Source organism: Streptomyces sp. NPDC058812 (assembly GCF_042744565.1).
Taxonomy (GTDB): Bacteria; Actinomycetota; Actinomycetes; order Streptomycetales; family Streptomycetaceae; genus Streptomyces; species Streptomyces thinghirensis.
The window spans coordinates 75,454-98,724 of sequence record NZ_JBHYOB010000009.1; the positions used below are offsets into that span (position 1 = coordinate 75,454).

The following is a 23,271-nucleotide window of genomic DNA, read 5'->3' on the forward strand; positions in this document are numbered from 1 at the left end:
TGTGCGGCCGTGCGCCGAGAGATGCGCGCGCACGGATAGTTATGATCACTAGCGCATAGTGGGTATCAACCAGATGCCCGCTGCGTGGATTTATCTGCCCCAAGGTAGGACCGCGTCCGACCGCGTCCGACCCTCCCCATGTCCCTGGGCTTATTGGAGGTGAGCCGCCGTGGCACTCTCGATTTCGGCGGTTGTGCTGCTGGCGATCATCGTCTTCCTGCTGGTCAAGAAGTCAGGGTTGAAGGCGGGGCACGCGGTCGTGTGCATGCTCCTCGGCTTCTACCTGGCTTCGTCGACCGTCGCGCCCACGATCAGTGAGCTGACGACGAACCTCGCGGGGATGATCGGGAGCATCAACTTCTGACGGCCGGCCACGTGAAAGTGCCGGACAGGAACGAGGCCCACGCCTCCGGCGCCAGAGCGAGTCGCGGTCCGGCATCGGTGTGCTTGGAGTCGCGGACGTGGACGGTGCCGGGCTCGGTGGCGATCTCGACGCAGGAGTCACCCTCGCTGCTGCTGCTGTAGCTGCTCTTGAACCACGCCAGGTCGGTTTCGCGGATCATGTCTCCCCCAGCAGTCGCTCGATGAACGCGGCCGACTCACGCGGGGTGAAGGCCTGCGCCCGGATGATGCCATACCGGAGTTCAAGGATACGTAGCTGCTTGGGCTCCGACACCGGTCGGCCGTAGGCCACCACCGGCGAACGTCCCACCATCGAGCCGTCCTGGAACTTCAGCACCTCGATGCCGCCCGCCAGGCCGGCGTGCTCCTCGCGGTCCATCGGCATCACTTGCAACTCGACGGTCCTCAACTGCCCGACTTCCAGCAGATGCTCCAACTGGCGGCGCAGGTTCGCCCTTCCGCCCAGAGGGCGCCTGAGTGTCCACTCTTCCAGGACGAAGCTGAGTTCGGGCGCCGGGTCCCGCTCGAAGACGGCCTTGCGGGCCACGCGCGCCGCGATGAACCGCTCGACCTCGTCCTTCGAGTAGGCGGGGCGCCGCATCATGAGCAGCCCACGCGCGTACTCGGGCGTCTGCAGCAGCCCATGGACGTTCAGCGGGTCGTACAGCTGAAGCTCCACCGCACGCGCCTCCATCTGCGCCAGATCCCGCACCTTCTTCGGGTACCGGACCTTCTTCACGTCCTCCTTCATCGCCGCGATGAGGCCGCCCGCGTCCAGCAGCCGGTCCGCCGCGTCGAGATAGTCGAGCCGGGGGATCCGCTTCCCGCCCTCGACCTTGTAGACCAGGTCCTCGCCGTACCCGACCGCCGTCGCGAACTCGGCGGCCCGCATTCCCGCCGCCTCGCGCCGTAGCTTCAGCTGCCTCCCCACCGTGGCGACCACGGCGAGCGCCCAGTCGTCGTTCGGGTCCACCTCCCACCCGGGCTCGTCCGCCTGCTCCGTCCCGTCCCCGAGCCGTACCGTCGCCTCGTCGTCCACCGACATGTCGCGCCCCTCCGTACTCCCGTGCCGCACAGCCTCGCCTTACCCAGGGCAACGCCGCCGACAGCCCGGACGGCACTGGACAAGCCCCGGACAGTCATAGGGTGGAGCCCATGACGGAACTCCCCGCCCGGCGTCTGCTGCTGGTGCACGCGCACCCGGACGACGAGTCGATCAACAACGGCGTCACCATGGCCAGGTACGCCGCCGAAGGCGCCCACGTGACGCTGGTGACCTGCACCCTCGGCGAACGGGGCGAGGTCATCCCGCCCGAGCTGGGGCACCTGACCGGAGCCGCCCTGGGCGGGCACCGCAGGGGCGAGCTGGCGGCGGCGATGCGCGCACTCGGCGTCGACGACTTCCGGCTGCTCGGCGGGCCGGGACGGTTCGCCGACTCCGGGATGATGGGTCTGCCCGACAACGACGACCCCGGCTGCCTGTGGCAGGCGGACGTCGACCGGGCCGCCGAACTCCTCGTCGAGGTGATCCGCGAGGTGCGTCCCCAGGTGCTCGTCACCTACGACCCCGACGGCGGCTACGGCCACCCCGACCACATCCAGGCCCACCGCATCGCCATGCGTGCCGCCGAGCTGGCGGCCGAGGCGGGCTGCCCCGTCGACAAGGTCTACTGGAACCGCGTCCCGCGCACCGTCGCCGAGGACGCCTTCGCCCGCCTCCGCGACGACCTGCCCGGCCTGCCCTTCGAGAAGGCGGCCGGCGTCGAGGACGTACCGGGCGTCGTCGACGACGAGCGGATCACCACCGAGATCCGCGGCGACGGCGGCGCGAACGCCGCCAAGACCGCGGCCATGCGCGCGCACGTCACGCAGATCACCGTCGCCGAGCCGTACTTCGTCCTCTCCAACGAACTGGCCCAGCCGGTCTTCACCACCGAGTACTACGAGCTGGTGCGCGGCGAGCGGTCCGGTGACGGCGACGGACGCGAGAGCGACCTCTTCGCCGGGATCGAGGGGATCGCCGGGATCGAGGTGGCGTCATGAGCGGGCGTACCGAGCCGACGACCTCCGCCCTGGCTCAGCCACTGCGCGCGCCCTCGCTCGGGCGGGCCGCCCTCTACCTGGGGCTCTTCGTGCTCGGTGCCCTGGTCGGGGTGGCGGGCGCGCTGGTGCAGCCGGGGTGGTTCCCGGGCGGGCTGCTGCTCGCGCTGGCCGCCGAGGCGGGACTCTGCGTCGGAGCGGGCCGGGCCGTGGGCCGCAGGGGCGGGGCCGTCGCGCCCGCCGCGGGCTGGGCGCTCGCCGTGGTCCTGCTCACGACCAGCCGTCCCGAGGGCGACTTCCTCTTCGCGGCCGGCAGCGGCTCGTACCTCTTCCTGCTCGGCGGGATCGCCGTCGCTGTGATGTGCGCCACCCTCGTACCGGTGCGGCAACCGGACGGCGGCGCCGTCCGACTTGGCAAGTGACGTACTACTTCGCCGTGGCGCGGGCGTGCGAGTCCGGTGTGGGTTTCCCCAGCGGTCCCGGGATACGCGCGAGAGGTGGCCAGTATGGTGGTGCGCGCCGCCGAGCCGCCCGCTTTCTGGTGTGCCGGGCGGCGGAGCCAACCGGGAGAACCTGCCTTGAGTCGTGAAACTGACAGTTCGTCCTCCGGGCCCCACGGGCGCGGCGGAGCCGCATACCCGTCGGGCACCCCGCCCTACGGGACACCCACGGCTTCCGACGCCGGTGCGGACGCGGGCCGTTCGGCCTCGCGGCCGGAGGAGCGCAAGACCGAGACGACGCTGACGACCCGAATCCGGATCAACATCCCCGGATCGCGGCCCATCCCGCCGGTCGTCGTGCGCAAGCCCGTCGCGGACGCCGAGGGCGCCGCCGGTGACACGGAGGCGACGGCCGAGCGGCCCGCACCGGCACCGAGCGCCGCAGAGCCCACGGGCGCCGTCGAGGCCCCCGCCGAGCCGGGGCAGCCCGCCCGGCCGACCGAGGACAAGCCGACCAGCGACTGGTTCGCGCCGCGCAGGTCCGGCCCGGGCAAGGGTGCTCAGGGCGGCGGCTCCACCAACGGTGCCGGTGTGCCCGGAGGTGCTGGTGGTTCCGGCGCGGCGGCCGGTACGCCGGGCGCGCCCTCCGCGGGCCCCGCGGGTGCGGGACCGGGTGCCGGTGCCGGTGCGCGACCGGGCGGCGGGAGTGGCCGTCCCGGTGGCGTCGTCGGCTCCATGAACGTGCCGGGCGGCTCCCGGCCCGGCGCCACGGGCGGCACCGGTCTCTCCGGGGCGACGGGCGGACCCGTGGCGCCCGGCCACGGTGGCGGCACCGGCTCCTTCGACGTGACCGAGGCGCTGGCGGCCGGACCGCTGGGCAACGGCAACGGCAAGGGCACCCGCCCGGGCTCCGACGGCGGCGCCGAACCGCGCCGCGACGACCTGCCGTACTTCCCGGAGAACGGCCAGGGCAGCCAGGGCCCCGGCCCCCGCGGCGGGCAGAGCGGCCCGAACGGGCAGTCCCCGTACGGCGACACCCGGGGCCCCGCGGGCGCGACGAGCGGCCCGGTCACCGGGGACAGCCGACTGACACCGCCCCCGGTCGGCGATCTCGGCGACCTGGGCCGGCCCAGGACGCCCGGTGGCCCCGGCGCGCCCAACGGACAGCGCGGGCCCGCACCGAACGGCGTGCGCGGCCCGGGAGGCCCCGGGGGACCCGGTGGTCCGGGTGGTCCGGGCGGTCCCGGCGTTCCCGGTGGCCCGGGCAGGCCGCAGGGGCCCGGCACCGGCGCCGACGCCGCCCGTCTCGGCCCCGGTGGCGGGCTCAGCGACGACACCGCGATCCTCACCCCGCAGAAGCCGGCCCCCGAGCCGGGCACTCCCGGCTACGGCAACCCGGACAACGTCTCCGGGAACACCGTCACCAGCGGCATCCCCGTCGTGCCGACCGACCGGAACGCGCCGCCATTCCAGGGCGCGCCCGGTGACGGACCGCTGCCGCACACGCCCCCGAAGCTGCCCGAGCCGGTCTCCGCGCCCCCGGCGAGCTCCGCCAAGCCGGCCAAGAAGAAGGGCCGCAGGAAGCTTCCGCTGCTCGTCGGCGGCCTGGTCTTCGTCGCCGGTGTCACCTACGGCGCCGGCCTGCTCATGAACCGCTCCGACGTGCCCAAGGGCACCACCGTGCTCGGCGTCGACATCGGCGGCGGCACGCGCGACGACGCCGTCGAGAAGCTGGACGACGTCCTCTCCGCCCGCGCGAGCAAGCCGCTCAAGCTCACGGTGGGCGGCGAGACGGTCTCCCTGAAGCCGGACCAGGCGGGGCTCCAGCTCGACACGCAGGCCACGGCCAGCGCGGCGGCGAAGAGCGACTACAACCCGATGTCCGTCTTCGGCTCCCTCCTCGGCCGGCAGCGTGTCGTCGACCCGGTCATGCCCGTCGACGAGGAGAAGCTGCACGCGGCCCTGGAGGACGCCGCCGGCGGGGCCGGATCGGTGACCGAGGGCACCGTCAGGTTCGAGTCCGGCAAGGCCGTCCCCGTGTACGGCAAGGCCGGCAAGGGCATCGACGTCGCCAAGTCGACCGAGGCCGTGCAGGAGGCGTACCGCGCCCAGGTGGAGACGGGCACCGCCACCCCGGTGAACGTGCCGACGACCACCCAGCAGCCCACGGTCTCCAAGGCCGAGGTCGACCGGATCATGAAGGAGTTCGCCGAGCCGGCGATGTCGGCGAAGGTGACCGTGCGGACCGACGCCGCGCACTCCATCCTGATGAGCCCGGAGAAGTCGCTGTGGAAGTTCCTCCGGGTCACGGCCGTCAACGGCAAACTCGTCGACAAGCCCGACCTCAACGCCCTCAAGGAACTGTACGGCGGGACGTTCGACGGCGTGCTCATCACCCGCGCCAACGGTGAGAAGACGCCCGTCACCCCCGAGGACGTCTACGGCGCCCTGCGCCAGGCCCTCAAGAGCAAGACCGACCGCGTGGCGGTCATCGAGACCAACCCCAGCTGACGACACCACTCCGCGAGGGGGCGCCCGGCACTCGCCGGGCGGCCCCCTAGGGCCTGTATTGAGTTCCCCGTCTGCGCAGCGGCGCCCGGCACGCACGCTCGCTGCACGGCGGTCCAGGACAGGTGGCTCCGCCACATGACCTGGACCGCCGCACACCGATCGCACGCACCGACCGCCGCTGCGCCCGCCCTTCGGGCGGACGACGGGGAACTCAATACAGGCCCTCGCGTACTCAGTTGAGCATGGCGCGAGCCGCCCGCGCCTCCCCCCGGACCTGCTCCGCGACCGCCTCGTCCACCGCCCCCACAACCTCCGCGTACGCCTCCAACTCCCCGGCCCCCGCCGAGAACTCCCCCCGCTGCACCAGCAACCGGGCCCGCTCGTACCGCAGCCGCGCCGGGTGCGCGGGCAGCAGCAACGCCAGCTCGATCGCCCACAGCCCGACATCCGACCGCTCGGGCCGGGCCGCCGCCCACGCCCGGATGTTGTTCAGGATGCGCGACACCACCTCCAACGGCGCCGCGGGCTCCAGCATCGACGGATGCAGGGCGGCCCCCGCCACCCCCGCCACCAGCACCTCCGCGTCGTTCCCGCTGAGCACCCGGCCCCCGTCGAACGGATCGGCGAGCACCCGCCCCTCCTCCGGCCCGGACTCCGCCCCGAACCCGACCACGAAGTGCCCCGGCAGCGCGACCCCGTACACCGGCGCCCCCGCCCGCCGGGCCACCTCCAGCCACACCACGGACAGCATGATCGGCAGCCCGCGCCGGCGCCGCAGCACCTCGTGCAGCAACGACGACTCCAGCCGCTGGTAGTCCGCGGCGACCCCGTGGAAGCCGTACCGCTCGCCGAGCAGGTCCCGCAGTGCCGCCGCCCATGCCGACGGCGAACCCGGCCGGAACGGCAGCTGCCCGGCCAGCCGGTCGAGCTCCATCTGCGCGGCGTCCAGCCCCGCCTCGTCCAGCGCCCCGTCCGCCTCCGCGCCCACCAGCAGGCACAGCGTGGCCAGGTCGGGCCGCTCGGAGCGTGCCTCCTCGGCGAACCGCCGCCGCACCTCGGCGGAGCGTTCCGGCGACGGCGGATGCGGAGAACGTGGGTGACGCATAGCTGGCTCGTGCCCTTCCACGGCGATCGGTTACCGGTCCGCCCCGGCGCTCGCGGGCTCCCGGTAGTGGTGGTACGCGTGATGCGCCGCGAAGCCCATCCCGGCGTACAGCGCCCGCGCCCCCGCGTTGTCCGTCTCGACCTGGAGCCACGCCGCCGACGCGCCCTCGTCGAGCGCCCGCCGGGCCAGCGCGGCCATCACGGCGGTCGCGAGCCCCCGGCGCCGCTGCGCGGGGTCGACCTCGACGGCCGCGAAGGAGGCCCACCGCCCGTCCACGACACACCGCCCGATCGCCGCCGGGGCGGCCGCGTCCGCACCGGGCACCGTCGCGAACCACACCGACGGCCCTCCGGCCAGTACCCGCAGGGCCACCTCGCTCACGCCCTTGCGCTGGTACCGCGCCAGCCACGCCTCGTCCGCCTCCCGGGAGAGAACCACACCGGTCCCCTCCGCCAGGTCGGCGACCGGCGCCAGCCCGCCGGTCCACACCTCGGCCGTCACCTCCCGCACCCAGCCCCGCCGCTCCAGCTCCGCGCACAGCGGCTCCTGGGTGCCCTCGGCCCCGGTGGCGGTCTGGACGTACGCGGGCAGACCCCGTTCGGCGTACCAGCGTCGTACGGCGGTCAGCGCCTCGTCGAGCGGCAGCCCCGGATCGCCGAGCGGGAGCACGGAGTTGGCCCGCCGCGTGAACCCGGCGGCCGCCCGCAGCTCCCACTCACCGAGCCGCTCGCTCTCCACCGGCCGCCACGCCCGCGAGGCGACCCGCGCCAGCTCCTCGTACGAGGCGGCGGGACCGCGCCGCCGCGCTGGCGCCGACGGCACGACCTTGCCCGCGACCAGCGCGGACTCCGGGACACGGACCGACTCGCCACTCTTCCGTATGATCTGCAACACACCGTCGTCCCATGATGTGAGAACACCCACCGTGTCGGTGAACTTCTCACCCGCGACACCCGGTTCGCTCAAGCGCCGTACGGAGACTCGTTTGCCCACGTCAGCAACGGTGATACGGACCTCAAGGCGCCCTGCGGCAGAGATTTCCACGGGTCGGTTCACCCCTCCTGTTCGGATCATGCCCAAGAACGGAGATACTAGGGGCGGGCATCGACGACGCCGCGCTCCCGCGCGCCAGGCGGCGGAGCCTGAGGAGGCCCGCCAGCGCCCTATCGAGGAGGAACGACAGCGTGACCTACGTCATCGCGCAGCCTTGTGTCGACGTGAAGGACAAGGCGTGCATCGAGGAGTGCCCGGTCGACTGCATCTACGAGGGCCAGCGGTCCTTGTACATCCACCCGGACGAATGCGTCGACTGTGGTGCCTGTGAGCCGGTCTGCCCGGTCGAGGCGATCTTCTACGAGGACGACACTCCGGAGGAGTGGAAGGACTACTACAAGGCGAACGTCGAGTTCTTCGACGAGCTCGGCTCGCCCGGCGGCGCCAGCAAGCTGGGACTGATCGAGCGCGACCACTCCTTCATCGCCGCGCTGCCGCCGCAGAACCAGTAGGAGCGGCTCGCACCGCGCCGCCTCGGTCCCGCACGGCTGATCGCCCCCGATCGGTGCAGTGCGGGACCGAGGCGTTTCGCCCTGCAGCAGCACAGGCGGCACCGGCCGCACCGAAGAAAGTGAGCCAGTAACCGTGTCCGCAGTCTCCGACCGCCTTCCCGCCTTCCCCTGGGACAAGCTGGAGCCGTACAAGAAGACGGCCGCCGCGCATCCGGACGGCATCGTCGACCTCTCCGTCGGCACCCCGGTCGACCCGGTCCCCGAGCTGATCCAGAAGGCCCTGATCGACGCGGCGGACTCCCCGGGCTACCCGACCGTCTGGGGCACCCCGGCACTGCGCGACGCGATCACCGGCTGGGTCGAGCGCCGCCTCGGCGCCCGCGACGTCACCCACCGCCACGTCCTGCCCATCGTCGGTTCCAAGGAACTCGTCGCCTGGCTCCCGACCCAGCTGGGCCTCGGCCCCGGCGACCGGGTGGCGTTCCCGCGCCTGGCCTACCCGACGTACGAGGTCGGCGCGCGGCTGGCCCGTGCGGAGTACGAGGCGTACGACGACCCGACCGAGCTGGACCCGACGGGCCTGAAGCTGCTGTGGCTCAACTCCCCGTCGAACCCGACCGGCAAGGTGCTGGCCAAGGCCGAGCTGACCCGGATCGTGGCCTGGGCCCGTGAGCACGGCGTCCTCGTCGTCTCCGACGAGTGCTACCTGGAGCTGGGCTGGGAGGCCGACCCGGTCTCCGTCCTGCACCCGGACGTCAACGGCGGCTCGTACGACGGCCTGGTGGCCGTCCACTCGCTCTCCAAGCGCTCCAACCTCGCGGGCTACCGCGCGGCCTTCCTGGCGGGCGACCCGGCCGTCCTGGGGCCCCTCCTGGAGATCCGCAAGCACGGCGGCATGATGACGTCCGCGCCGACCCAGGCGGCCGTGGTGGCGGCCCTCGGCGACGACGAGCACGTCCGGGTCCAGCGCGAGCGCTACGCGGCCCGCCGCACGGCCCTGCGCGAGGCGCTCCTCGGCCACGGCTTCCGCATCGAGCACAGCGAGGCCAGCCTCTACCTCTGGGCCACCCGCGGCGAGTCCTGCTGGGACACGGTGGCCCACCTGGCCGAGCGCGGCATCCTGGTGGCTCCCGGCGACTTCTACGGCCCGGCCGGCGAGGACTTCGTCCGCGTCGCCCTCACGGCCACGGACGAGCGCGTACGCGCGGCGGTGTCGCGTCTGACGGCCTGACGGCCCGGTCGACGCAGGCACGCAGAACGCCGGGGCCCAGGAGAAGAATCCTGGGCCCCGGCGCCAGTACGAGCCGGGCGCGGCCGCCGTCAGCCGAGCGGCAGCCCCTGCACCGGCAGCGAACCGGTGGCCGGCAGCCCGCCCTTGCCCAGCGCGTCCGTCGGCAGCCCGCCCTCGGTGGCGGTCCCCGCGGTGTCACCGACGATCTCCCCGGCGGAGCCCGCCGCGTCCCCGGCGGCCTTCTGCGCCACGGGGGTGGTCTTCTTGACGACCGAGCCACCGGTCTTGCCCGCGGCCGGCACGGTCTTCTTGACGGCCTTGCTGCCGGTGTCGCCCGCGGTCTCGGTGACGCTCTGGGCCGCGGCGTCGACGGTGTTGCCGACGTTCGCCCCGTCCAGGGCGGTCAGTCCCCCGAGGTTCGGGGTGGCCGGCAGTTCGGGAGCCGCGCTGGCGGAGCCGGCCGCACCGACCCCGGCAGCCGCTCCCGCAGCGACGAGCAGCGCGGCACGGGCGATCCGGCGGGTCAGGGGGAGGGACATGATGCTCCTTAGACGGAAGTCAGTGATGAGGAATCCGACCGTGCCCGGCGAGTGATCGACCGGGCTCGGACGCAGTGACTACCGCTCGAAGGCCACGAAGGTTGCGGCGGCACGAAGTAAAGAGTTGGCAATGTGTCGCATTATCAGGTGCACAGAAAAACGGGCAAAAGGGCTCCGGTCGGAAAGTCTGCCGAACCCTTACAGCCCTTGTTTTTCCTGGGCTCCGGCGGATTCGCGGGTGATGACCGGAAAACCCGTGCACCGCGTCGACCCGACGCCGGTGCGGGTAACTCCCAGGAGTGACGAACCGTACGGGCGAGCGCTACCGCGCGGAGGTGATGCGGACGGCGCCCGCGGCCCGCTCGGCGCCGCCGGTGCTGCCCGCACCCGTCGGACGCCACTTGCTGTCGGTGCTTCCCGCGGTCCACTCCCGGCCCGCGTAGGAGACCCGCTCGATGCGCAGCGAGGAGGCGTTGGCCACCGCCCAGTGCGCCAGCTGCCAGCCGCGCTGTTCGAGGCGCTCCTCCGCACCCGAGCCGGCCACGGGCAGCGTCACGGTCCGGCCGTCGGAGCCGCCCGCGCGGCCCGTGGTGCCCGCGGCGCCCCTGCTCGGTGACGGCGAGGCCGTGGCCGCCGAGGCGTCGTCCGCGGCCGCGCCGGCCGACTGGAGCACGTCCTGCCCGAAGTCCCGTACGAGCGCCGCGCGGACCGCGTCCGGCCCCTGGGCCCGGGCCGCGCCGGGGCGCCCCTCGCAGGTCAGCGTCGCCGCGGACCGCCCGGTCAGCGCGGCGGCGAGCAGCCTGGCGTCCGTTTCGTGCTTGGCGTAGGCATCCGGGAAGCCGCTGCGCTGCACGCGCTGGGCGGCGACGGTCAGCGGGAGGCGGGTGTATCCGGGCACCTCGACCAGCTCGTCGTAGAACTTCGCCGCCGAGTAGGCCGGGTCCATGATCTCCGCCGGGGTGCCCCAGCCCTGGGAGGGCCGCTGCTGGAACAGACCGAGCGAGTCGCGGTCGCCGTAGTCGATGTTGCGCAGCGTCGACTCCTGCAGCGCGGTCGCCAGCGCGATCGTCACCGCCCGCTCCGGCAGGTTGCGCGCGGTGCCCACGGCGGTGATCGTCGCCGCGTTCACCGCCTGCTCCGGCGTGAACTCGTAGGTCGTCCGGTCGTCCTCGGCCGAGACGACCTCGCAGCCCGGGGCGCCCCCGGTGACGTACTGCACCGCGAGGTACCCGGCGACCGCGAGCAGGACCACGGAGGCCGCGCCGGAACGGAGAAGGCGGCCATGGCGTTTGCGGGATGGCGACGGCTGAAGCACGCGTACAAGGTACTGGAGGGTAGGGAGTGGTGTACGCCGGGTACGGACAGTGCCCGAAAGGGCAGGGGCGTTAGGGTCGGGGCCATGGCCGATACCCCGCTTGACCTCACGCTGGACGCCGCGGAGCTCACCGCGCGGCTCGTCGACTTCCCCTCCGAGAGCGGCACCGAGGAGCCGCTCGCGGACGCGATCGAGAGCGCCCTGCGCGCCCTGCCGCACCTGACGGTCGAGCGGTACGGCAACAACGTGGTGGCCCGTACGGCCCTGGGCCGGGCGGAGCGCGTGATCCTGGCCGGCCACATCGACACCGTCCCGATCGCCGACAACGTACCGTCCCGGCTGGACGAGGACGGCGTCCTGTGGGGCTGCGGCACCTGCGACATGAAGGCGGGCGTCGCCGTGCAGCTGCGCATCGCGGCGACCGTCCCGGCCCCCAACCGCGACCTGACCTTCGTCTTCTACGACAACGAGGAGGTCGCCGCCGAGCTGAACGGCCTGGGGCACGTCGCCGAGGCGCACCCCGAGTGGCTGGAGGGCGACTTCGCGGTGCTCCTCGAACCGTCGGACGGCCAGGTGGAGGGCGGTTGCCAGGGCACGCTGCGGGTGCTGCTGAAGACGACGGGGGAGCGGGCGCACTCCGCGCGCTCCTGGATGGGGTCCAACGCCATCCATGCCGCCGCCCCGATCCTCGCGCGCCTGGCGGCGTACGAGCCGCGCTACCCGGTCATCGACGGCCTGGAGTACCGCGAGGGCCTGAACGCGGTCGGCGTCACGGGCGGGGTCGCGGGCAACGTCATCCCCGACGAGTGCGTGGTCACGGTCAACTTCCGCTACGCCCCGGACCGCAGCCCCGAGGAGGCCCTCGCCCACGTGCGGGAGGTCTTCGCGGACTGCGGGGTGGCGGAGTTCGTGGTCGACGACCACAGCGGCGCGGCCCTGCCGGGGCTGTCCCACCCGGCCGCGGCGGCCTTCATCGAGGCGGTGGGCGGCACCCCGCAGCCCAAGTACGGCTGGACGGACGTGTCGCGCTTCTCGGCGCTCGGCGTCCCCGCGGTCAACTACGGCCCGGGCAACCCGCACTTGGCGCACAAGCGCGACGAGCGGGTCGAGACGGCGAAGATCCTCGCGGGGGAGGAGCGCCTGCGGTCCTGGCTGACGGCGTGATCCGCGCCGGGTTTACGCCGCTGCGTGACGGACATGCTCAGGTCCCTCGTACGTAACCCGCGTAGATCTACGCTGAGGTGGAAGAACCTGCAACTGGAGGGAGCGCGCATGGCTACCGGCAACCCCGAGGGCAAGAAGCGGCCACCGGAGGAGCAGCGCCTGGGCCCTGTCCTCCGGCGGCGGGGTCAGGTGCAGAAGAGCACCACGGACCAGCGCCTGCTGGACGAGCGTGCCCCGACCGACTGGGTCCACACCGACCCCTGGCGCGTCCTGCGTATCCAGTCGGAGTTCATCGAGGGCTTCGGCACGCTCGCCGAACTGCCGCCCGCGATCAGCGTCTTCGGCTCCGCCCGGACGGCGGCCGACTCACCGGAGTACGAGGCGGGCGTGCGGCTCGGGCGCGGCCTGGTGGAGGCCGGCTTCGCGGTCATCACCGGTGGCGGACCCGGCGCCATGGAGGCGGCCAACAAGGGCGCTCTGGAGGCGAAGGGCACGTCGGTCGGCCTCGGCATCGAGCTGCCCTTCGAACAGGGGCTCAACCCGTACGTCGACATCGGCCTGAACTTCCGGTACTTCTTCGTCCGCAAGATGATGTTCGTGAAGTACGCGCAGGGCTTCGTGGTCCTGCCCGGCGGCCTCGGCACCCTCGACGAACTCTTCGAGGCCCTCACCCTGGTGCAGACCCAGAAGGTGACCCGCTTCCCCATCGTCCTGTTCGGCACCGAGTACTGGGGCGGCCTGATCGACTGGCTCCGCGGCACCCTGGTCGCCCAGGGCAAGGCCGCGGAGAAGGACCTCCTGCTCTTCCACGTCACGGACGACGTGGACGAGGCGGTGGCCCTGGTCTCCAAGGAGGCGGGGCGGTAGGCACGGACCGGGGGCGCCAGGGGGCGAAGCCCCCTCGTGCCCGAGCCGGCCCTAGGCCAGTCCCCGCCTGGCGACGGCGGGCTCCCGGTGTCCCGCGATGGTCGCGACCATGTCCAGCACCTGCCGCGTCTCCGCCACCTCGTGCACCCGGTACACCCGCGCCCCCAGCCACGCCGACACCGCCGTCGTCGCCAGTGTCCCCAGCACCCGCTCCTTCACGGGCCGGTCCAGCGTCTCCCCGACGAAGTCCTTGTTGGACAGGGACACCAGCACCGGCCACCCCGTCTCCACCATCTCCCCGAGCCGCCGCGTCGCCTCCAGGCTGTGCCGCGTGTTCTTCCCGAAGTCGTGGCCGGGATCGATCAGCACCGACTCCCGCGGCACCCCCAGCGCCACCGCCCGCTCGGCCAGCCCCAGCGTCACCTCCAGGATGTCGGCCATGACGTCGCCGTACGTCACCCGGTGCGGCCGGGTCCGCGGCTGAGCGCCGCCGGCGTGTGTGCACACCAGCCCCACCCCGTACCGTGCGGCGACCTCCGCGAGCTTCGGGTCGACGCCGCCCCACGCGTCGTTCAGCACGTCGGCCCCCGCCTCGCACACGGCCTCGCCGACCTCGTGCCGCCAGGTGTCCACACTGATCACGACGTCCGGGAACCGCCGCCGCACCTCCGCGACGAAGCCCACCGTCCGCCGCGCCTCCTCCTCGGCCGACACCTCGTCCCCCGGCCCGGCCTTCACGCCGCCGATGTCGATGATCGCGGCGCCCTCGGCCACCGCCTGCTCCACGCGCGCGAGGGCGGGCTCGTCGCGGAAGGTCGCCCCCTGGTCGTAGAAGGAGTCCGGGGTCCGGTTCACGATCGCCATGATCACCGGCTCGTGCGCCGCGAATTCACGCCTGCCCAGCCTGAGCATCCCCTGTGACATCTCCTCGTCCATACCGTTCTCACGTTCCGCCGTATCGACCTCGGGGCCCGGCCTTCGACCGCCTGGGGCCCCGACTGTCAGACTCGCATGGCACGATCGGACCCGACACAACCGACTCCGGCTCGGAACCCGGTTCCGACTCCGATCCAACCAGCCACGCGATCCGTCGAATCCTCGAACCCACGCGATCGCCGCGCTCGACCCGACCATGGGGGCCTCAGCGATGGTCATGTTCCTGTTCCTCGTCGTCGCGCTGGCCGTCGTGGTCGCCGCGGTGACGCTCGCCGTGGTGAGCGGCGGCGACAGCGGGCCGTTGCCCGACGCCGCCCCCGAGCGGCTGCGGGACTCACTGCCCCCGGACCGCCCGGTGGGCCGCGCGGACGTGGAACGCCTCCGCTTCCCGCTCGCCGCCCGCGGCTACCGCATGGCGGACGTCGACGACGCCCTCGGCCGCCTCGGCGCCGAGCTGGCCGAGCGCGACGCCCGCATCGCCGACCTGGAGTCCGCGCTGGCCGGCGCCCGGGCCGCCGTCGCCCACCAGCACGTCTCCATGGAGAAGCCGGCCCAGGAGGAGCAGCAGTGAGCGCCGGGGAGGCCGTCGCCGGACCGGACGGCGCGCCGCGCTGCCCCTGGGCCCTGTCCACCGCGGACTACGTGACGTACCACGACGAGGAATGGGGCCGCCCGGTCCACGGCGACGACGCCCTGTACGAACGCCTCAGCCTGGAGGCCTTCCAGTCCGGCCTGTCCTGGATCACCATCCTGCGCCGCCGCCCCGGCTTCCGCGCCGCCTTCGCCGGCTTCGAGATCGCCGAGGTGGCGGCCTTCACCGACGAGGACCGCGAACGCCTGCTCGCCGACGCGGGCATCATCCGCAACCGGGCCAAGATCGACGCGACCCTCGCCAACGCCCGGGTGCTGGCCGAGTGGGCCCCCGGTGAGCTGGACGAGCTGATCTGGTCGCACGCCCCGGACCCGGACGGGCGCCCGGCGCCGAAGACCCTCGCCGACGTCCCGGCCGTCACACCGGAGTCCACGGCGCTGTCCAAGGCCCTGAAGAAGCGGGGTCTGCGCTTCGTCGGCCCGACGACGGCGTACGCGCTGATGCAGGCGTGCGGACTGGTCGACGACCACCTGGCGGCGTGCGTGGCGCGCAAGAGCCCGTCCGGGGGCCGGTCAGCGGCTCACTTGCCCAGATAGCGCGGCTTCTCCTTGTTGACGAATGCCCGCACCGCGATCGCGTGGTCCTCCGAGGAACCCGCCCGGGACTGCAGCTCGTCCTCCTTGTCCAGCGTCTCGGAGAGCGAGTGCGTCAGTCCGTACGCCACCGCCTCCTTCAGCGCCGCGTACGCCACCGTCGGCCCCTCCGCCAGCACCCGCGCCGTCTGCTCGGCCTCGGCGCGCAGGTCGGCGGCGGGTACGACCCGGTTGGCGATACCCAGCTCGTACGCCTCCCGGGCGCCGATGCTGCGCGGGAACAGCAGCAGGTCGGTGGCGCGCCCGGGGCCGACGACACGCGGCAGCGTCCAGGAGACGCCCGAGTCGGCGGTGAGCGCGACCCCGGCGAAGGACGTGTTGAAGGCCGCCGTGTCCGCGACGATCCGGTAGTCCGCCGCGAGCGCGAAGCCGAAGCCCGCCCCGGCCGCCACGCCGTTCACAGCGGCGACCACCGGCTTCTTCGCCTCGGCGAGCGCCCGCACGATCGGGTTGTAGTGCTCGCTGACCGTGCTCATGGTCTGGCCCGAGCCCGCTTCCCGGTCGGAGGCCAGCAGCCCGATGTGCTCCTTGAGGTCCTGGCCCACGCAGAACGCCCGCTCCCCGGCCGCGGTCAGCAGTACCGCCCGTACGGCGTCGTCCCCCGCCGCGGAGCGCACCGCCTCCCTGAGCGCGACCTTGGTCTCGATGTTCAGCGCGTTCATCGCCTCGGGGCGGTTCAGCGTGATCGTCGCGAGCCCGTCGCTCACCTCGTAGAGCACGGTGTCGGCCATGGGTTCCCCTCCGCGTCGTCGTCGTACGTCTGGGTCGTACGTGTGGTCGTAGGTGTGTGTCCGGGACACAGCATGACGGAGATCACCGGCAACGGATCGCTCGGGAGATGTGACCTGCGTCAAAGAATTCCGGTCCGTTTCCATTCGGCGGAAGTGGGCGAGGGCGCGCAGTATCGCAGTCACATCGCCGAATTGAGTGGTTTTGCTCGCGTGCGTTGCCCAAGCGATGCCGACCGATGTTGGTCATCGGGTCCTGGGATGCGGGATAATGGCTGGGAAGCAATGTGTTCGATGCCGGTGTCGCGCGTCCATGCCGGACTGCGCGTGCCCTCACGGGCCGTCGGCGGTGACGGTGAGCTGGTATCAGGAAGGGGAACGAGCATGGCGGCCATGAAGCCGCGGACGGGCGATGGCCCGCTCGAGGTGACCAAGGAGGGGCGGGGCATCGTCATGCGCGTTCCGCTCGAAGGCGGCGGTCGACTCGTCGTCGAGCTGACCCCCGACGAGGCCGACGCGCTCGGCGACGCCCTCAAGAAGGTCGTCGGCTGACGCGCGAGCGACCATATCCGTTCAGTCGCCCCGGTACCGCACATGGTGCCGGGGTGATTGTTTTTCTGTTTTCACGTGAGCTCCCCGGATTTTCCCGTGAGCCCCTCGGGCCGGTCGTTCACCGCTTGACGGCACACAGCAGCCCGTCGCCCACCGGCAGCAGCGACGGCACCAGCTCCTGACTCTCGCGCACCGCGCGCAGGACCTCCCGCAGCCGCAGCACCTCGGTGGGCTGCGGCCCCGAGTCGATCGTCCGGCCGGCACCGAAGACGCCCTCGAATGCGACCAGACCTCCGGGGCGCAGCAGGCGCAACGATTCAGCGAGATAGTCCAGGTACTCCAGGCGGTCGCCGTCGCAGAAGACCAGGTCGTAACCGGCGTCCGCGAGCCGGGGCAGGACGTCCAGGGCGCGGCCCGGAATGAAGCGGGCCCGGTTACTGGCGAAGCCCGCGGCCCGGAAGGCCTGGCGGGCGAACTGCTGGTGCTCCGGCTCCGGGTCGACCGTGGTCAGTACCCCGTCCGGCCGCATGCCGTGCAGCAGATGGATCCCGGAGACGCCGCAGCCGGTGCCGATCTCCGCGACGGCCTTGGCGTCCACGGCGGCGGCGAGCAACCCCAGCGCGGAGCCCGTGCCAGGAGTCACCGAACGCAGGCCCGCGTCCCGGGCCCGGTCGCGTGCCCAGAGCAGCGCGTCGTCCTCGGCGACAAAGGCGTCGGCGAACGCCCAGCTCGTCTGCCGGTTGCCGGTAATGACCCTCTCCTGTCCCCGTCGTTGCCTCGGCGTGACTGTATCCGTTGGCGTCGGGAACCCGCAGATGGGACCGGTCGTTTAAAGGGGAGAGTAAAGAGACGACTGAGCGGCCGGGGCTGCGACGGGGGTGGCGAGTGGACCAGGGCGCCCAGCAAGTGCTGACGCAGCCGTACGAGACGTACCGGCCCAGATCAAATTCTCGTAAAACCGCTTATCCGGAGCTAACGGGCGAGGTGGCTATGGTAGGGGCTCCACTGGACACCACCAGAGCCGACAGGGGAGGTGCGGCCGCACCCGCGGATCGGGGAGGAGTGCTGCGGCGCTTCCTCGGATCGGCAGGCAGGCCGAAATCCGTGAACGACACCGCTGCTGACCACAGCCACGCCAACCGTCCCACCACGGGACACGCCCAGACCGCGACCTTCTCCAGCGACGCGGACGGGCAGGCGTGGACTCCGCCCACCTGGGAGGAGATCGTCAGCACCCACAGCGGCCGGGTCTACCGCCTCGCCTACCGCCTCACCGGCAACCAGCACGACGCCGAGGACCTGACCCAAGAGGTCTTCGTCCGCGTCTTCCGCTCGCTGTCGACCTACACGCCGGGCACCTTCGAGGGCTGGCTGCACCGCATCACCACCAATCTCTTCCTGGACATGGTCCGCCGCAAGCAGCGCATCCGCTTCGACGCGCTCGGCGACGACGCGGCCGAGCGGCTGCCCAGCAAGGAGCCCAACCCGCAGCAGGTCTTCCACGACGCCCACTTCGACGCGGACGTCCAGCAGGCCCTCGACACGCTCGCGCCCGAATTCCGCGCCGCCGTCGTCCTGTGCGACATCGAAGGGCTGTCGTACGAGGAGATCGCCGCGACCCTCGGCGTCAAGCTCGGCACCGTCCGCTCCCGGATCCACCGCGGTCGCTCCCAGCTGCGCAAGGCACTCGCGCACCGTTCTCCCAAGGCGCGTGCCGAGCGTCGCTCGTTCGCGACCCGTGTTCCCGCCCTGGGAGGAGGGGGCACGAGCGCGTGAGTGGATCACGGCCGGAATCCGAGGGGCACCTCGCAGAGCAGCATCTGGGAGACCGACTCTCCGCCCTGGTGGACGGAGAACTCGGTCATGACACGCGTGAGCGTGTACTGGCGCACGTGGCCACCTGCCCGAAGTGCAAGGCGGAGGTGGACGCGCAGCGCCGACTGAAGAACGTCTTCGCCGAAGCGGCACCGCCGGCCCCGTCCGAGAGCTTCCTGGCCCGCCTCCAGGGGCTCCCCGGGGGCGGTGACACGGACGCCGGCGGCTCGCCGCTGGGCGCCGGAGGATTCGCCGGTGGCCTCGACGGGGTCTTCGGCACGAAGCGTGGCGAGCGGTTCGAGTTCGACTACGCCCCCGCCCGGCCGCACCCCGTGCTGTCGCCCTCCTCGCCGGGGAGGGGCTTCCGGATCCACGACGTGAGCCGGCACGAGTCCGAGCGGTCGTCCTCGCGCGGCCTGCGGTTCGCCTGCGCCGCCGCCGGCGCGGTGTCGCTGGCCGCGATCGCGCTGGGCGGGGTCACCGTCGGCACGCCGGACACCACCACGGAGGCCCGCGGCTCCGGCAGCGGCAGCAATGCGACGCCGACGCGCACCCAGGGCGCGGGAGCGGTCACGGGTTCCGAGAGCCAGCGCCGCCGCGGGAGCGGCCCGCTGCTCGGGCAGGTCCAGGGGCAGCGGGTGCTCGGTGACACCCCGGTCGCCCCCACCGCGATGTCCGCGCCGCTGCTGCCCGGGCTGCCCGCCCCCGCGGGCGCCGATCCGCGGCAGCAGGCCGCGCGTGCGCTGACGACTCCGGTGACGGCCGGTGCCGCTGCCATGTCCCCGCTGATACGTCCGTTCGAAGCCGTTCCGCCGCTCGCCCTGACCTCCTGGTCGACAGCCCCCGAGGTCAGGCCGCCAGGTCTGTTCGCCGCACCCGTCCCCGACCCGGCGGCGTCCCCCGCCGCCTCCCACCGTCCGGCTCCCTGACCGGTCTCTGCGCGCCGGCCCGCGAACCTGATTGAATCTCGGGTGGCACCAGAGCCCTTGGAGCCGACGATCTGCGGCCAGCTGCGGGGGAGAACATGAACGAGGGGAAGCCCACGAAGGCGAAGTGGTGGAGTCGTCCCCGCTCGTCCGAGGACGCGACCGACGGCGACTTCGAACTGGAACGCCCTCGCCCGGCCCACACCACCGGCACCGGTGGTGACGTGGCCGACGGGGACGACGGGGGTGACTTCGAACTGGAACGCCCGGCGCCGATCCGCGTGGCCGACGCGGGGGACTACGAACTCGACCGGCCGGTGACCGAGACGGACGGACACACGGACACCGACCCGTACGCGGGCGTGGACGCGGGCGCGGAGACCGATGCCGGTCCGCACACGGGCGCGGACATCGATGCCGGTCCGCACGCGGGTGCGGGCGCTGATGCCGCCCCGGGTGCGGGTGCCGATCCACGCGGTGCCGAGGCCCGTGTGTACGGGGGCGTGGGCACCGGCGCGGGCCCGCACGCGGTCGCGGGTGCCGATGAGGGTCCTCGCACGGGTGAGGACGCCGATGCCGGCCCGGACGGGAGCGCGCGTACCGATGCCGGCCCGCCCGCGGGCGCTGATTCCGGCGGCGATGGCGACGACGTCCTGACCGTCGCGCCCGTCGGCGAGCGTCCCAAGCCGCTGCACGACCCCGACCCGTACAGCACCCCGCCGTACGGCGAGCCGGGCCCCTGGGCCCCCGCTCCGCCGGTGCAGCACCCGGCGGCGGCGACGCCGGCGCACGGCACGGTGGCGGTGGGGCTCCCCGCGCCCGGCGGGACCGCGGTGCCGCCGCAGGCGCCGCCTCCGGGGGCGATGCCCGACCCGGCCTTGGCGGACGCGCCGCCCCCGGGTGCCGCACCCGACCCGGCGTTGGCGGACGCTCCGCCTCCGGCTCCGCCCGTCCGGCACCCGGCGGCGACTCCCGTGACCGCGGTGCCGCCGCAGGCGCCGCCTTCGGAGGCGATGCCCGACCCGGCGTCGGCCGATGCCCCGCCTCCCGCCCCGCCGGCGGCACCGGCGCACGGCATGACGGCAGCGGCGGTGCCGCACCCCGCGGTGGGGTCGTCGGAGGCGCCGGCGCCCGCCGGGCCGGGCGGCGACAGCCCGGGAGGCACCGACCCCTGGCGGCGTTACGACCCCTGGGCAGCCTCGGCCGCCGCCGCGCCTCTCCAGCAGAACGGCGCGGGCGCGCCGACGCGGGAGCAGCGGCGTAAGCGGGCCGGAAAGGTGATCGTCGGCGGCGCGCTGCTGATCGCCCTGGTCTCCGGCGGCATCGGCGGCGCCCTGGGCACGTACCTGGAGCGGAACGGCGGCGTGGGAACGGTGGAGCTGCCGCAGGCCGGCAGGGAAGCCGCCGAGCGGGCGCCGGGCAGTGTCGCCGGGATCGCCGCCCGTGCCCTGCCCAGCGTGGTGACCCTGCACGTCAGCGGCAGCGACGCGGCAGGCACCGGCACCGGGTTCGTACTCGACGACCGCGGCCACATCCTGACCAACAACCACGTCGTGGAGCCCGCGGGATCCGGCGGCGACATAACCGTCACCTTCAACAGCGGCGACACCGCCGAGGCCACGGTCGTCGGCCGCGACAGCGGATACGACCTCGCCGTGGTGAGGGTGAAGGGCGTCAGCGGCCTCAGCCCCCTGCCCCTCGGCAACTCCGACAACGTGCGGGTCGGCGACCCCGTCGTCGCCATCGGCGCCCCCTTCGACCTGGCCGGTACGGTCACCTCCGGCATCATCAGCGCCAAGGAGCGGCCCATCACGGCGGGCGGCGAGGAGGGCGACGGCAGCGACGTCTCGTACGTCGACGCCCTGCAGACCGACGCGCCCATCAACCCCGGCAACTCCGGCGGCCCCCTCCTGGACTCCCAGGGCAGGGCCATCGGCATCAACTCCGCCATCCGGTCCGCCGACGGCGGCGGCGCCGAGTCGGACGGCGGCCAGGCCGGCTCGATAGGGCTCGGCTTCGCCATACCCATCAACCAGGGCAAGCGCGTCGCCGAGGAACTGATCAACACCGGCAAGGCCACCCACCCGGTCATCGGCATCACCCTCGACATGAACTACTCGGGCGACGGCGCCCGCGTCGGCGCCAAGGGCAGCGACGGCGGACCCGCGGTCACCACGGGCGGCCCGGGGGCCGAGGCCGGCATCAAGCCGGGGGACGTGATCACCGCCGTCGACGGCAGGCGCGTGCACTCCGGCGAGGAACTCATCGTCGCGACCCGCGCCCACCGCCCCGGCGACCGCCTGGAACTGACGCTGGAGCGCGACGGCAAGGAGACGAACGTCTCACTGGTGCTCGGCTCCTCCGGCGGGGACTGAGTGACCGCGCAGGTCCCGACAAGGGGCCAGGAAGGCAAACAATTCGGAAAGCGTCCGCATACACGCACTCGGGGCTCACGGGACGGTACCGGTCGGACGGGGTCGGCGGGTACCGTGGTGGCGGCCCGGACATCCCAAGGAGCTTCAGGTGTTCAATGACATAGGCGCACTAGAGCTGGTGACGCTCGTCGTCCTCGCCGTGCTCGTCTTCGGTCCGGAGAAGCTCCCCAAGGTCATCCAGGACGTGACCCGCACCATCCGGAAGATCCGGGAGTTCTCGGACAGCGCCAAGCAGGACATCCGGCAGGAGCTGGGCCCCGAGTTCAAGGACTTCGAGTTCGAGGACCTCAACCCCAAGACGTTCATCCGCAAGCAGCTGGACAACGACGAGCTGGGGCTCAAGGAGATCCGCAACGGCTTCGACCTGAAGAAGGAGATGGCCGAGGTCACCGACGCGGTCCACGGCCGTGAGTCGGAGCCGTCGTCCGGTTCCTCGTCCGGCCCCTCGGCGTCCGGCTCCACCGGCGGTCGCGTCGACATGTCAAAGAAGCCCGAGACTCCCGCCCTCGACGACCGCCCGCCCTTCGACGCGGACGCCACCTGAGTCCGTCCCGCGGGCCGCGGTACGGCACGGGGGCCGACTCCCTCGCCGTACGTGACGCGTCTCACACTCCGGACGGGGCGTACAGGGCCTGAAGGCGACGCCCGAGCGACCCACGCGCCGGGCGATTTCCCGGCTGCCGCCAGTGGTGTGGCTATGCTGCCCGAGTTGTTGTGCGGACCGGACGAGTGCGCCCGAAGGGGGGCGGGCCGTTCCGGTCCGACGAGAGCGAGGAGGCGTCCGGGCACATGGAGACGACGAGTCAGGCGGTCGCGCACACGCCGGGCACGGAGGATGGACGAGAGGTCCCCTCCACCCGGCGGACGATCGACGGCTACCTGCGTGCGCCCTTCCCGTGGTACGGCCTCGACGAGGCCTTCACGGGGCGGCGCTGGCTGATGCAGGTCGGTACGGCGGCCGACGGGGCCGTGGAACACGGCTCGATCGGGCACGGCGACGAACCGTCGGTGCGCAACGAGCACGTGGCGGGCGACGAGCAGGACGCCAAGGAGAAGTTCGCGGTCGTCGTGACCGTCGCGGCCAACCCCGACCGGCGCAGCGCCGACGGCACGGGTCTGCTGGAGGCCACCTCGGTGTCGTCGGCGGCCTGGCTCGCCGGGGTGGGGCTCCTGTCCTTCACCTGGCCGGGCCAGATGGACCACTCACTGCGCGACGACTGGCTGGAGCAGCAGACGGAGACCGCGTGGGTCCTCGCGGACGATCTCGGCGGAGAGGACTGGTCGACGCTGTCCCTCCCCGTGGACGGCGTGCCGACGCAGTTCCACTACCGGGAGTCCGAGTTCGGCTGGGTGCTCGCCGGTTCCACCGAGCAGGGCGTCCACCTGGGCGCCTACGGCAGGGGCATGAGCGCGTACGGGCTGGCCTTCTCCGTGGTCAAGGACATCGCCGCGTACGCCTAGCCGACGGCCCGGGCGCCCGGGCCTACGACAAGGCGTACGACAAGGGGCGCCGTC

General features: G+C 72.9%; 25 protein-coding genes. 16 read left to right on the forward strand and 9 right to left on the reverse strand.

Translation table 11 applies throughout. From position 1 onward, the window contains the following. Positions 1-169: 169 nt before the first annotated feature. The gene (locus ACFW48_RS20115) at positions 170-364 is read left to right on the forward strand and encodes a hypothetical protein (protein WP_121749054.1); all 195 of its coding nucleotides are present in this window, start codon (positions 170-172) and stop codon (positions 362-364) included. Here ACFW48_RS20115 and ACFW48_RS20120 read toward each other — a convergent pair. Together ACFW48_RS20120 and ACFW48_RS20125 are read right to left on the reverse strand one after the other, a co-directional pair. Beyond that, entirely contained in the window at positions 354-563 is a 210-nt protein-coding gene (locus tag ACFW48_RS20120) for a DUF397 domain-containing protein (protein WP_386316428.1), read from the reverse strand. The genes ACFW48_RS20115 and ACFW48_RS20120 overlap by 11 nt on opposite strands. Continuing rightward, the gene (locus tag ACFW48_RS20125) at positions 560-1,447 is read right to left on the reverse strand and encodes a helix-turn-helix domain-containing protein (protein ID WP_386316430.1); all 888 of its coding nucleotides are present in this window, start codon (positions 1,445-1,447) and stop codon (positions 560-562) included. The genes ACFW48_RS20120 and ACFW48_RS20125 overlap by 4 nt, the downstream gene beginning before the upstream one ends. A gap of 110 nt (positions 1,448-1,557) precedes the next feature. Between ACFW48_RS20125 and mshB the strand changes: the two genes are divergently transcribed. The 3 genes from mshB (at position 1,558) to ACFW48_RS20140 (ending at position 5,393) form a co-directional block, all read left to right on the forward strand. Next, a complete protein-coding gene (gene mshB / locus ACFW48_RS20130) occupies positions 1,558-2,445 on the forward strand; it encodes an N-acetyl-1-D-myo-inositol-2-amino-2-deoxy-alpha-D-glucopyranoside deacetylase (RefSeq protein ID WP_386316432.1) in 888 nt (295 codons plus the stop codon). Beyond that, positions 2,442-2,864, forward strand: a complete 423-nt coding sequence (locus tag ACFW48_RS20135) for a DUF6113 family protein (RefSeq protein WP_386316434.1) — start codon at positions 2,442-2,444, stop codon at positions 2,862-2,864. Before mshB ends, ACFW48_RS20135 begins: the two co-directional genes overlap by 4 nt. A 156-nt stretch (positions 2,865-3,020) precedes the next feature. Continuing rightward, on the forward strand, positions 3,021-5,393 hold the full coding sequence (locus ACFW48_RS20140; protein WP_386316436.1) for a hypothetical protein: 2,373 nt from the start codon (positions 3,021-3,023) through the stop codon (positions 5,391-5,393). Positions 5,394-5,625: 232 nt separating this feature from the next. Here the strand turns inward: ACFW48_RS20140 and ACFW48_RS20145 are convergent, their stop codons facing one another. Both ACFW48_RS20145 and ACFW48_RS20150 read right to left on the reverse strand, forming a co-directional pair. After that, positions 5,626-6,498, reverse strand: coding sequence for a tetratricopeptide repeat protein (locus ACFW48_RS20145; protein WP_386316438.1), 873 nt, complete (start codon positions 6,496-6,498; stop codon positions 5,626-5,628). 30 nt (positions 6,499-6,528) lie between these two features. Beyond that, positions 6,529-7,542 (reverse strand): GNAT family N-acetyltransferase, encoded by a 1,014-nt coding sequence (locus tag ACFW48_RS20150; RefSeq protein WP_386316439.1) that lies wholly within the window; start codon positions 7,540-7,542, stop codon positions 6,529-6,531. Between the two features lie 140 nt (positions 7,543-7,682). Here ACFW48_RS20150 and fdxA point away from each other — a divergent pair, with 140 nt between their 5' ends. Next, positions 7,683-8,003, forward strand: a complete 321-nt coding sequence (gene fdxA / locus ACFW48_RS20155; RefSeq protein ID WP_006603298.1) for a ferredoxin — start codon at positions 7,683-7,685, stop codon at positions 8,001-8,003. Positions 8,004-8,136: 133 nt separating this feature from the next. Continuing rightward, a complete protein-coding gene (locus ACFW48_RS20160; protein WP_386316441.1) occupies positions 8,137-9,234 on the forward strand; it encodes a bifunctional succinyldiaminopimelate transaminase/glutamate-prephenate aminotransferase in 1,098 nt (365 codons plus the stop codon). An 89-nt stretch (positions 9,235-9,323) separates the two neighbouring features. On the opposite strand, the gene ACFW48_RS20165 is transcribed toward ACFW48_RS20160, so the two are convergent. Then, a complete protein-coding gene (locus ACFW48_RS20165) occupies positions 9,324-9,773 on the reverse strand; it encodes an ATP-binding protein (RefSeq protein WP_386316443.1) in 450 nt (149 codons plus the stop codon). Positions 9,774-10,095: 322 nt separating this feature from the next. Next, on the reverse strand, positions 10,096-11,088 hold the full coding sequence (locus tag ACFW48_RS20170; protein ID WP_386316445.1) for a heavy metal transporter: 993 nt from the start codon (positions 11,086-11,088) through the stop codon (positions 10,096-10,098). An 84-nt stretch (positions 11,089-11,172) separates the two neighbouring features. On the opposite strand from ACFW48_RS20170, the gene dapE reads away from it, so the two are divergent. After that, the gene (gene dapE / locus ACFW48_RS20175) at positions 11,173-12,252 is read left to right on the forward strand and encodes a succinyl-diaminopimelate desuccinylase (RefSeq protein WP_386316447.1); all 1,080 of its coding nucleotides are present in this window, start codon (positions 11,173-11,175) and stop codon (positions 12,250-12,252) included. Between the two features lie 108 nt (positions 12,253-12,360). Then, on the forward strand, positions 12,361-13,119 hold the full coding sequence (locus tag ACFW48_RS20180; RefSeq protein WP_386316449.1) for a TIGR00730 family Rossman fold protein: 759 nt from the start codon (positions 12,361-12,363) through the stop codon (positions 13,117-13,119). A gap of 51 nt (positions 13,120-13,170) precedes the next feature. Here ACFW48_RS20180 and folP read toward each other — a convergent pair whose 3' ends face one another. After that, complete coding sequence (gene folP / locus ACFW48_RS20185) at positions 13,171-14,031, reverse strand: dihydropteroate synthase (RefSeq protein WP_386316843.1); 861 nt, start codon at positions 14,029-14,031, stop codon at positions 13,171-13,173. Positions 14,032-14,266: 235 nt separating this feature from the next. Between folP and ACFW48_RS20190 the strand changes: the two genes are divergently transcribed. Both ACFW48_RS20190 and ACFW48_RS20195 read left to right on the forward strand, forming a co-directional pair. Further along, the gene (locus tag ACFW48_RS20190; protein ID WP_345630351.1) at positions 14,267-14,626 is read left to right on the forward strand and encodes a DivIVA domain-containing protein; all 360 of its coding nucleotides are present in this window, start codon (positions 14,267-14,269) and stop codon (positions 14,624-14,626) included. Next, a complete protein-coding gene (locus ACFW48_RS20195; protein WP_386316450.1) occupies positions 14,623-15,243 on the forward strand; it encodes a DNA-3-methyladenine glycosylase I in 621 nt (206 codons plus the stop codon). Before ACFW48_RS20190 ends, ACFW48_RS20195 begins: the two co-directional genes overlap by 4 nt. On the opposite strand, the gene ACFW48_RS20200 is transcribed toward ACFW48_RS20195, so the two are convergent. Further along, complete coding sequence (locus tag ACFW48_RS20200) at positions 15,228-16,031, reverse strand: enoyl-CoA hydratase/isomerase family protein (protein ID WP_386316451.1); 804 nt, start codon at positions 16,029-16,031, stop codon at positions 15,228-15,230. The genes ACFW48_RS20195 and ACFW48_RS20200 overlap by 16 nt on opposite strands. A gap of 381 nt (positions 16,032-16,412) precedes the next feature. Here ACFW48_RS20200 and ACFW48_RS20205 point away from each other — a divergent pair, with 381 nt between their 5' ends. Beyond that, positions 16,413-16,580 (forward strand): DUF3117 domain-containing protein, encoded by a 168-nt coding sequence (locus ACFW48_RS20205; protein ID WP_003966491.1) that lies wholly within the window; start codon positions 16,413-16,415, stop codon positions 16,578-16,580. A gap of 118 nt (positions 16,581-16,698) precedes the next feature. Here the strand turns inward: ACFW48_RS20205 and ACFW48_RS20210 are convergent, their stop codons facing one another. After that, the gene (locus tag ACFW48_RS20210) at positions 16,699-17,397 is read right to left on the reverse strand and encodes an O-methyltransferase (protein WP_386316844.1); all 699 of its coding nucleotides are present in this window, start codon (positions 17,395-17,397) and stop codon (positions 16,699-16,701) included. Between the two features lie 287 nt (positions 17,398-17,684). On the opposite strand from ACFW48_RS20210, the gene sigE reads away from it, so the two are divergent. The 5 genes from sigE (at position 17,685) to ACFW48_RS20235 (ending at position 23,217) form a co-directional block, all read left to right on the forward strand. Continuing rightward, entirely contained in the window at positions 17,685-18,356 is a 672-nt protein-coding gene (gene sigE, locus ACFW48_RS20215; protein WP_386316452.1) for an RNA polymerase sigma factor SigE, read from the forward strand. A gap of 68 nt (positions 18,357-18,424) precedes the next feature. Further along, complete coding sequence (locus tag ACFW48_RS20220; protein WP_386316846.1) at positions 18,425-19,324, forward strand: zf-HC2 domain-containing protein; 900 nt, start codon at positions 18,425-18,427, stop codon at positions 19,322-19,324. Positions 19,325-19,419: 95 nt separating this feature from the next. Continuing rightward, entirely contained in the window at positions 19,420-21,696 is a 2,277-nt protein-coding gene (locus ACFW48_RS20225; RefSeq protein ID WP_386316454.1) for a trypsin-like peptidase domain-containing protein, read from the forward strand. A 148-nt stretch (positions 21,697-21,844) separates the two neighbouring features. Continuing rightward, positions 21,845-22,300: a sec-independent translocase gene (locus ACFW48_RS20230; protein WP_386316456.1), complete on the forward strand. Its 456-nt coding sequence runs from the start codon at positions 21,845-21,847 to the stop codon at positions 22,298-22,300. A 245-nt stretch (positions 22,301-22,545) separates the two neighbouring features. Next, on the forward strand, positions 22,546-23,217 hold the full coding sequence (locus ACFW48_RS20235; protein ID WP_386316458.1) for a hypothetical protein: 672 nt from the start codon (positions 22,546-22,548) through the stop codon (positions 23,215-23,217). Positions 23,218-23,271: the final 54 nt, after the last annotated feature.

Bases quoted from the DNA above. Each gene is read 5' to 3' on its own strand.
- ACFW48_RS20120 (WP_386316428.1), bottom strand. From the start codon at position 563: ATGATCCGCGAAACCGACCTGGCGTGGTTCAAGAGCAGCTACAGCAGC.
- ACFW48_RS20125 (WP_386316430.1), bottom strand. From the start codon at position 1,447: ATGTCGGTGGACGACGAGGCGACGGTACGGCTCGGGGACGGGACGGAG.
- mshB (WP_386316432.1), top strand. From the start codon at position 1,558: ATGACGGAACTCCCCGCCCGGCGTCTGCTGCTGGTGCACGCGCACCCG.
- ACFW48_RS20135 (WP_386316434.1), top strand. From the start codon at position 2,442: ATGAGCGGGCGTACCGAGCCGACGACCTCCGCCCTGGCTCAGCCACTG.
- ACFW48_RS20145 (WP_386316438.1), bottom strand. From the start codon at position 6,498: ATGCGTCACCCACGTTCTCCGCATCCGCCGTCGCCGGAACGCTCCGCC.
- ACFW48_RS20165 (WP_386316443.1), bottom strand. From the start codon at position 9,773: ATGTCCCTCCCCCTGACCCGCCGGATCGCCCGTGCCGCGCTGCTCGTC.
- dapE (WP_386316447.1), top strand. From the start codon at position 11,173: ATGGCCGATACCCCGCTTGACCTCACGCTGGACGCCGCGGAGCTCACC.
- ACFW48_RS20180 (WP_386316449.1), top strand. From the start codon at position 12,361: ATGGCTACCGGCAACCCCGAGGGCAAGAAGCGGCCACCGGAGGAGCAG.
- folP (WP_386316843.1), bottom strand. From the start codon at position 14,031: ATGCTCAGGCTGGGCAGGCGTGAATTCGCGGCGCACGAGCCGGTGATC.
- ACFW48_RS20190 (WP_345630351.1), top strand. From the start codon at position 14,267: ATGGTCATGTTCCTGTTCCTCGTCGTCGCGCTGGCCGTCGTGGTCGCC.
- ACFW48_RS20200 (WP_386316451.1), bottom strand. From the start codon at position 16,031: ATGGCCGACACCGTGCTCTACGAGGTGAGCGACGGGCTCGCGACGATC.
- ACFW48_RS20205 (WP_003966491.1), top strand. From the start codon at position 16,413: ATGGCGGCCATGAAGCCGCGGACGGGCGATGGCCCGCTCGAGGTGACC.
- ACFW48_RS20225 (WP_386316454.1), top strand. From the start codon at position 19,420: ATGAACGAGGGGAAGCCCACGAAGGCGAAGTGGTGGAGTCGTCCCCGC.
- ACFW48_RS20235 (WP_386316458.1), top strand. From the start codon at position 22,546: ATGGAGACGACGAGTCAGGCGGTCGCGCACACGCCGGGCACGGAGGAT.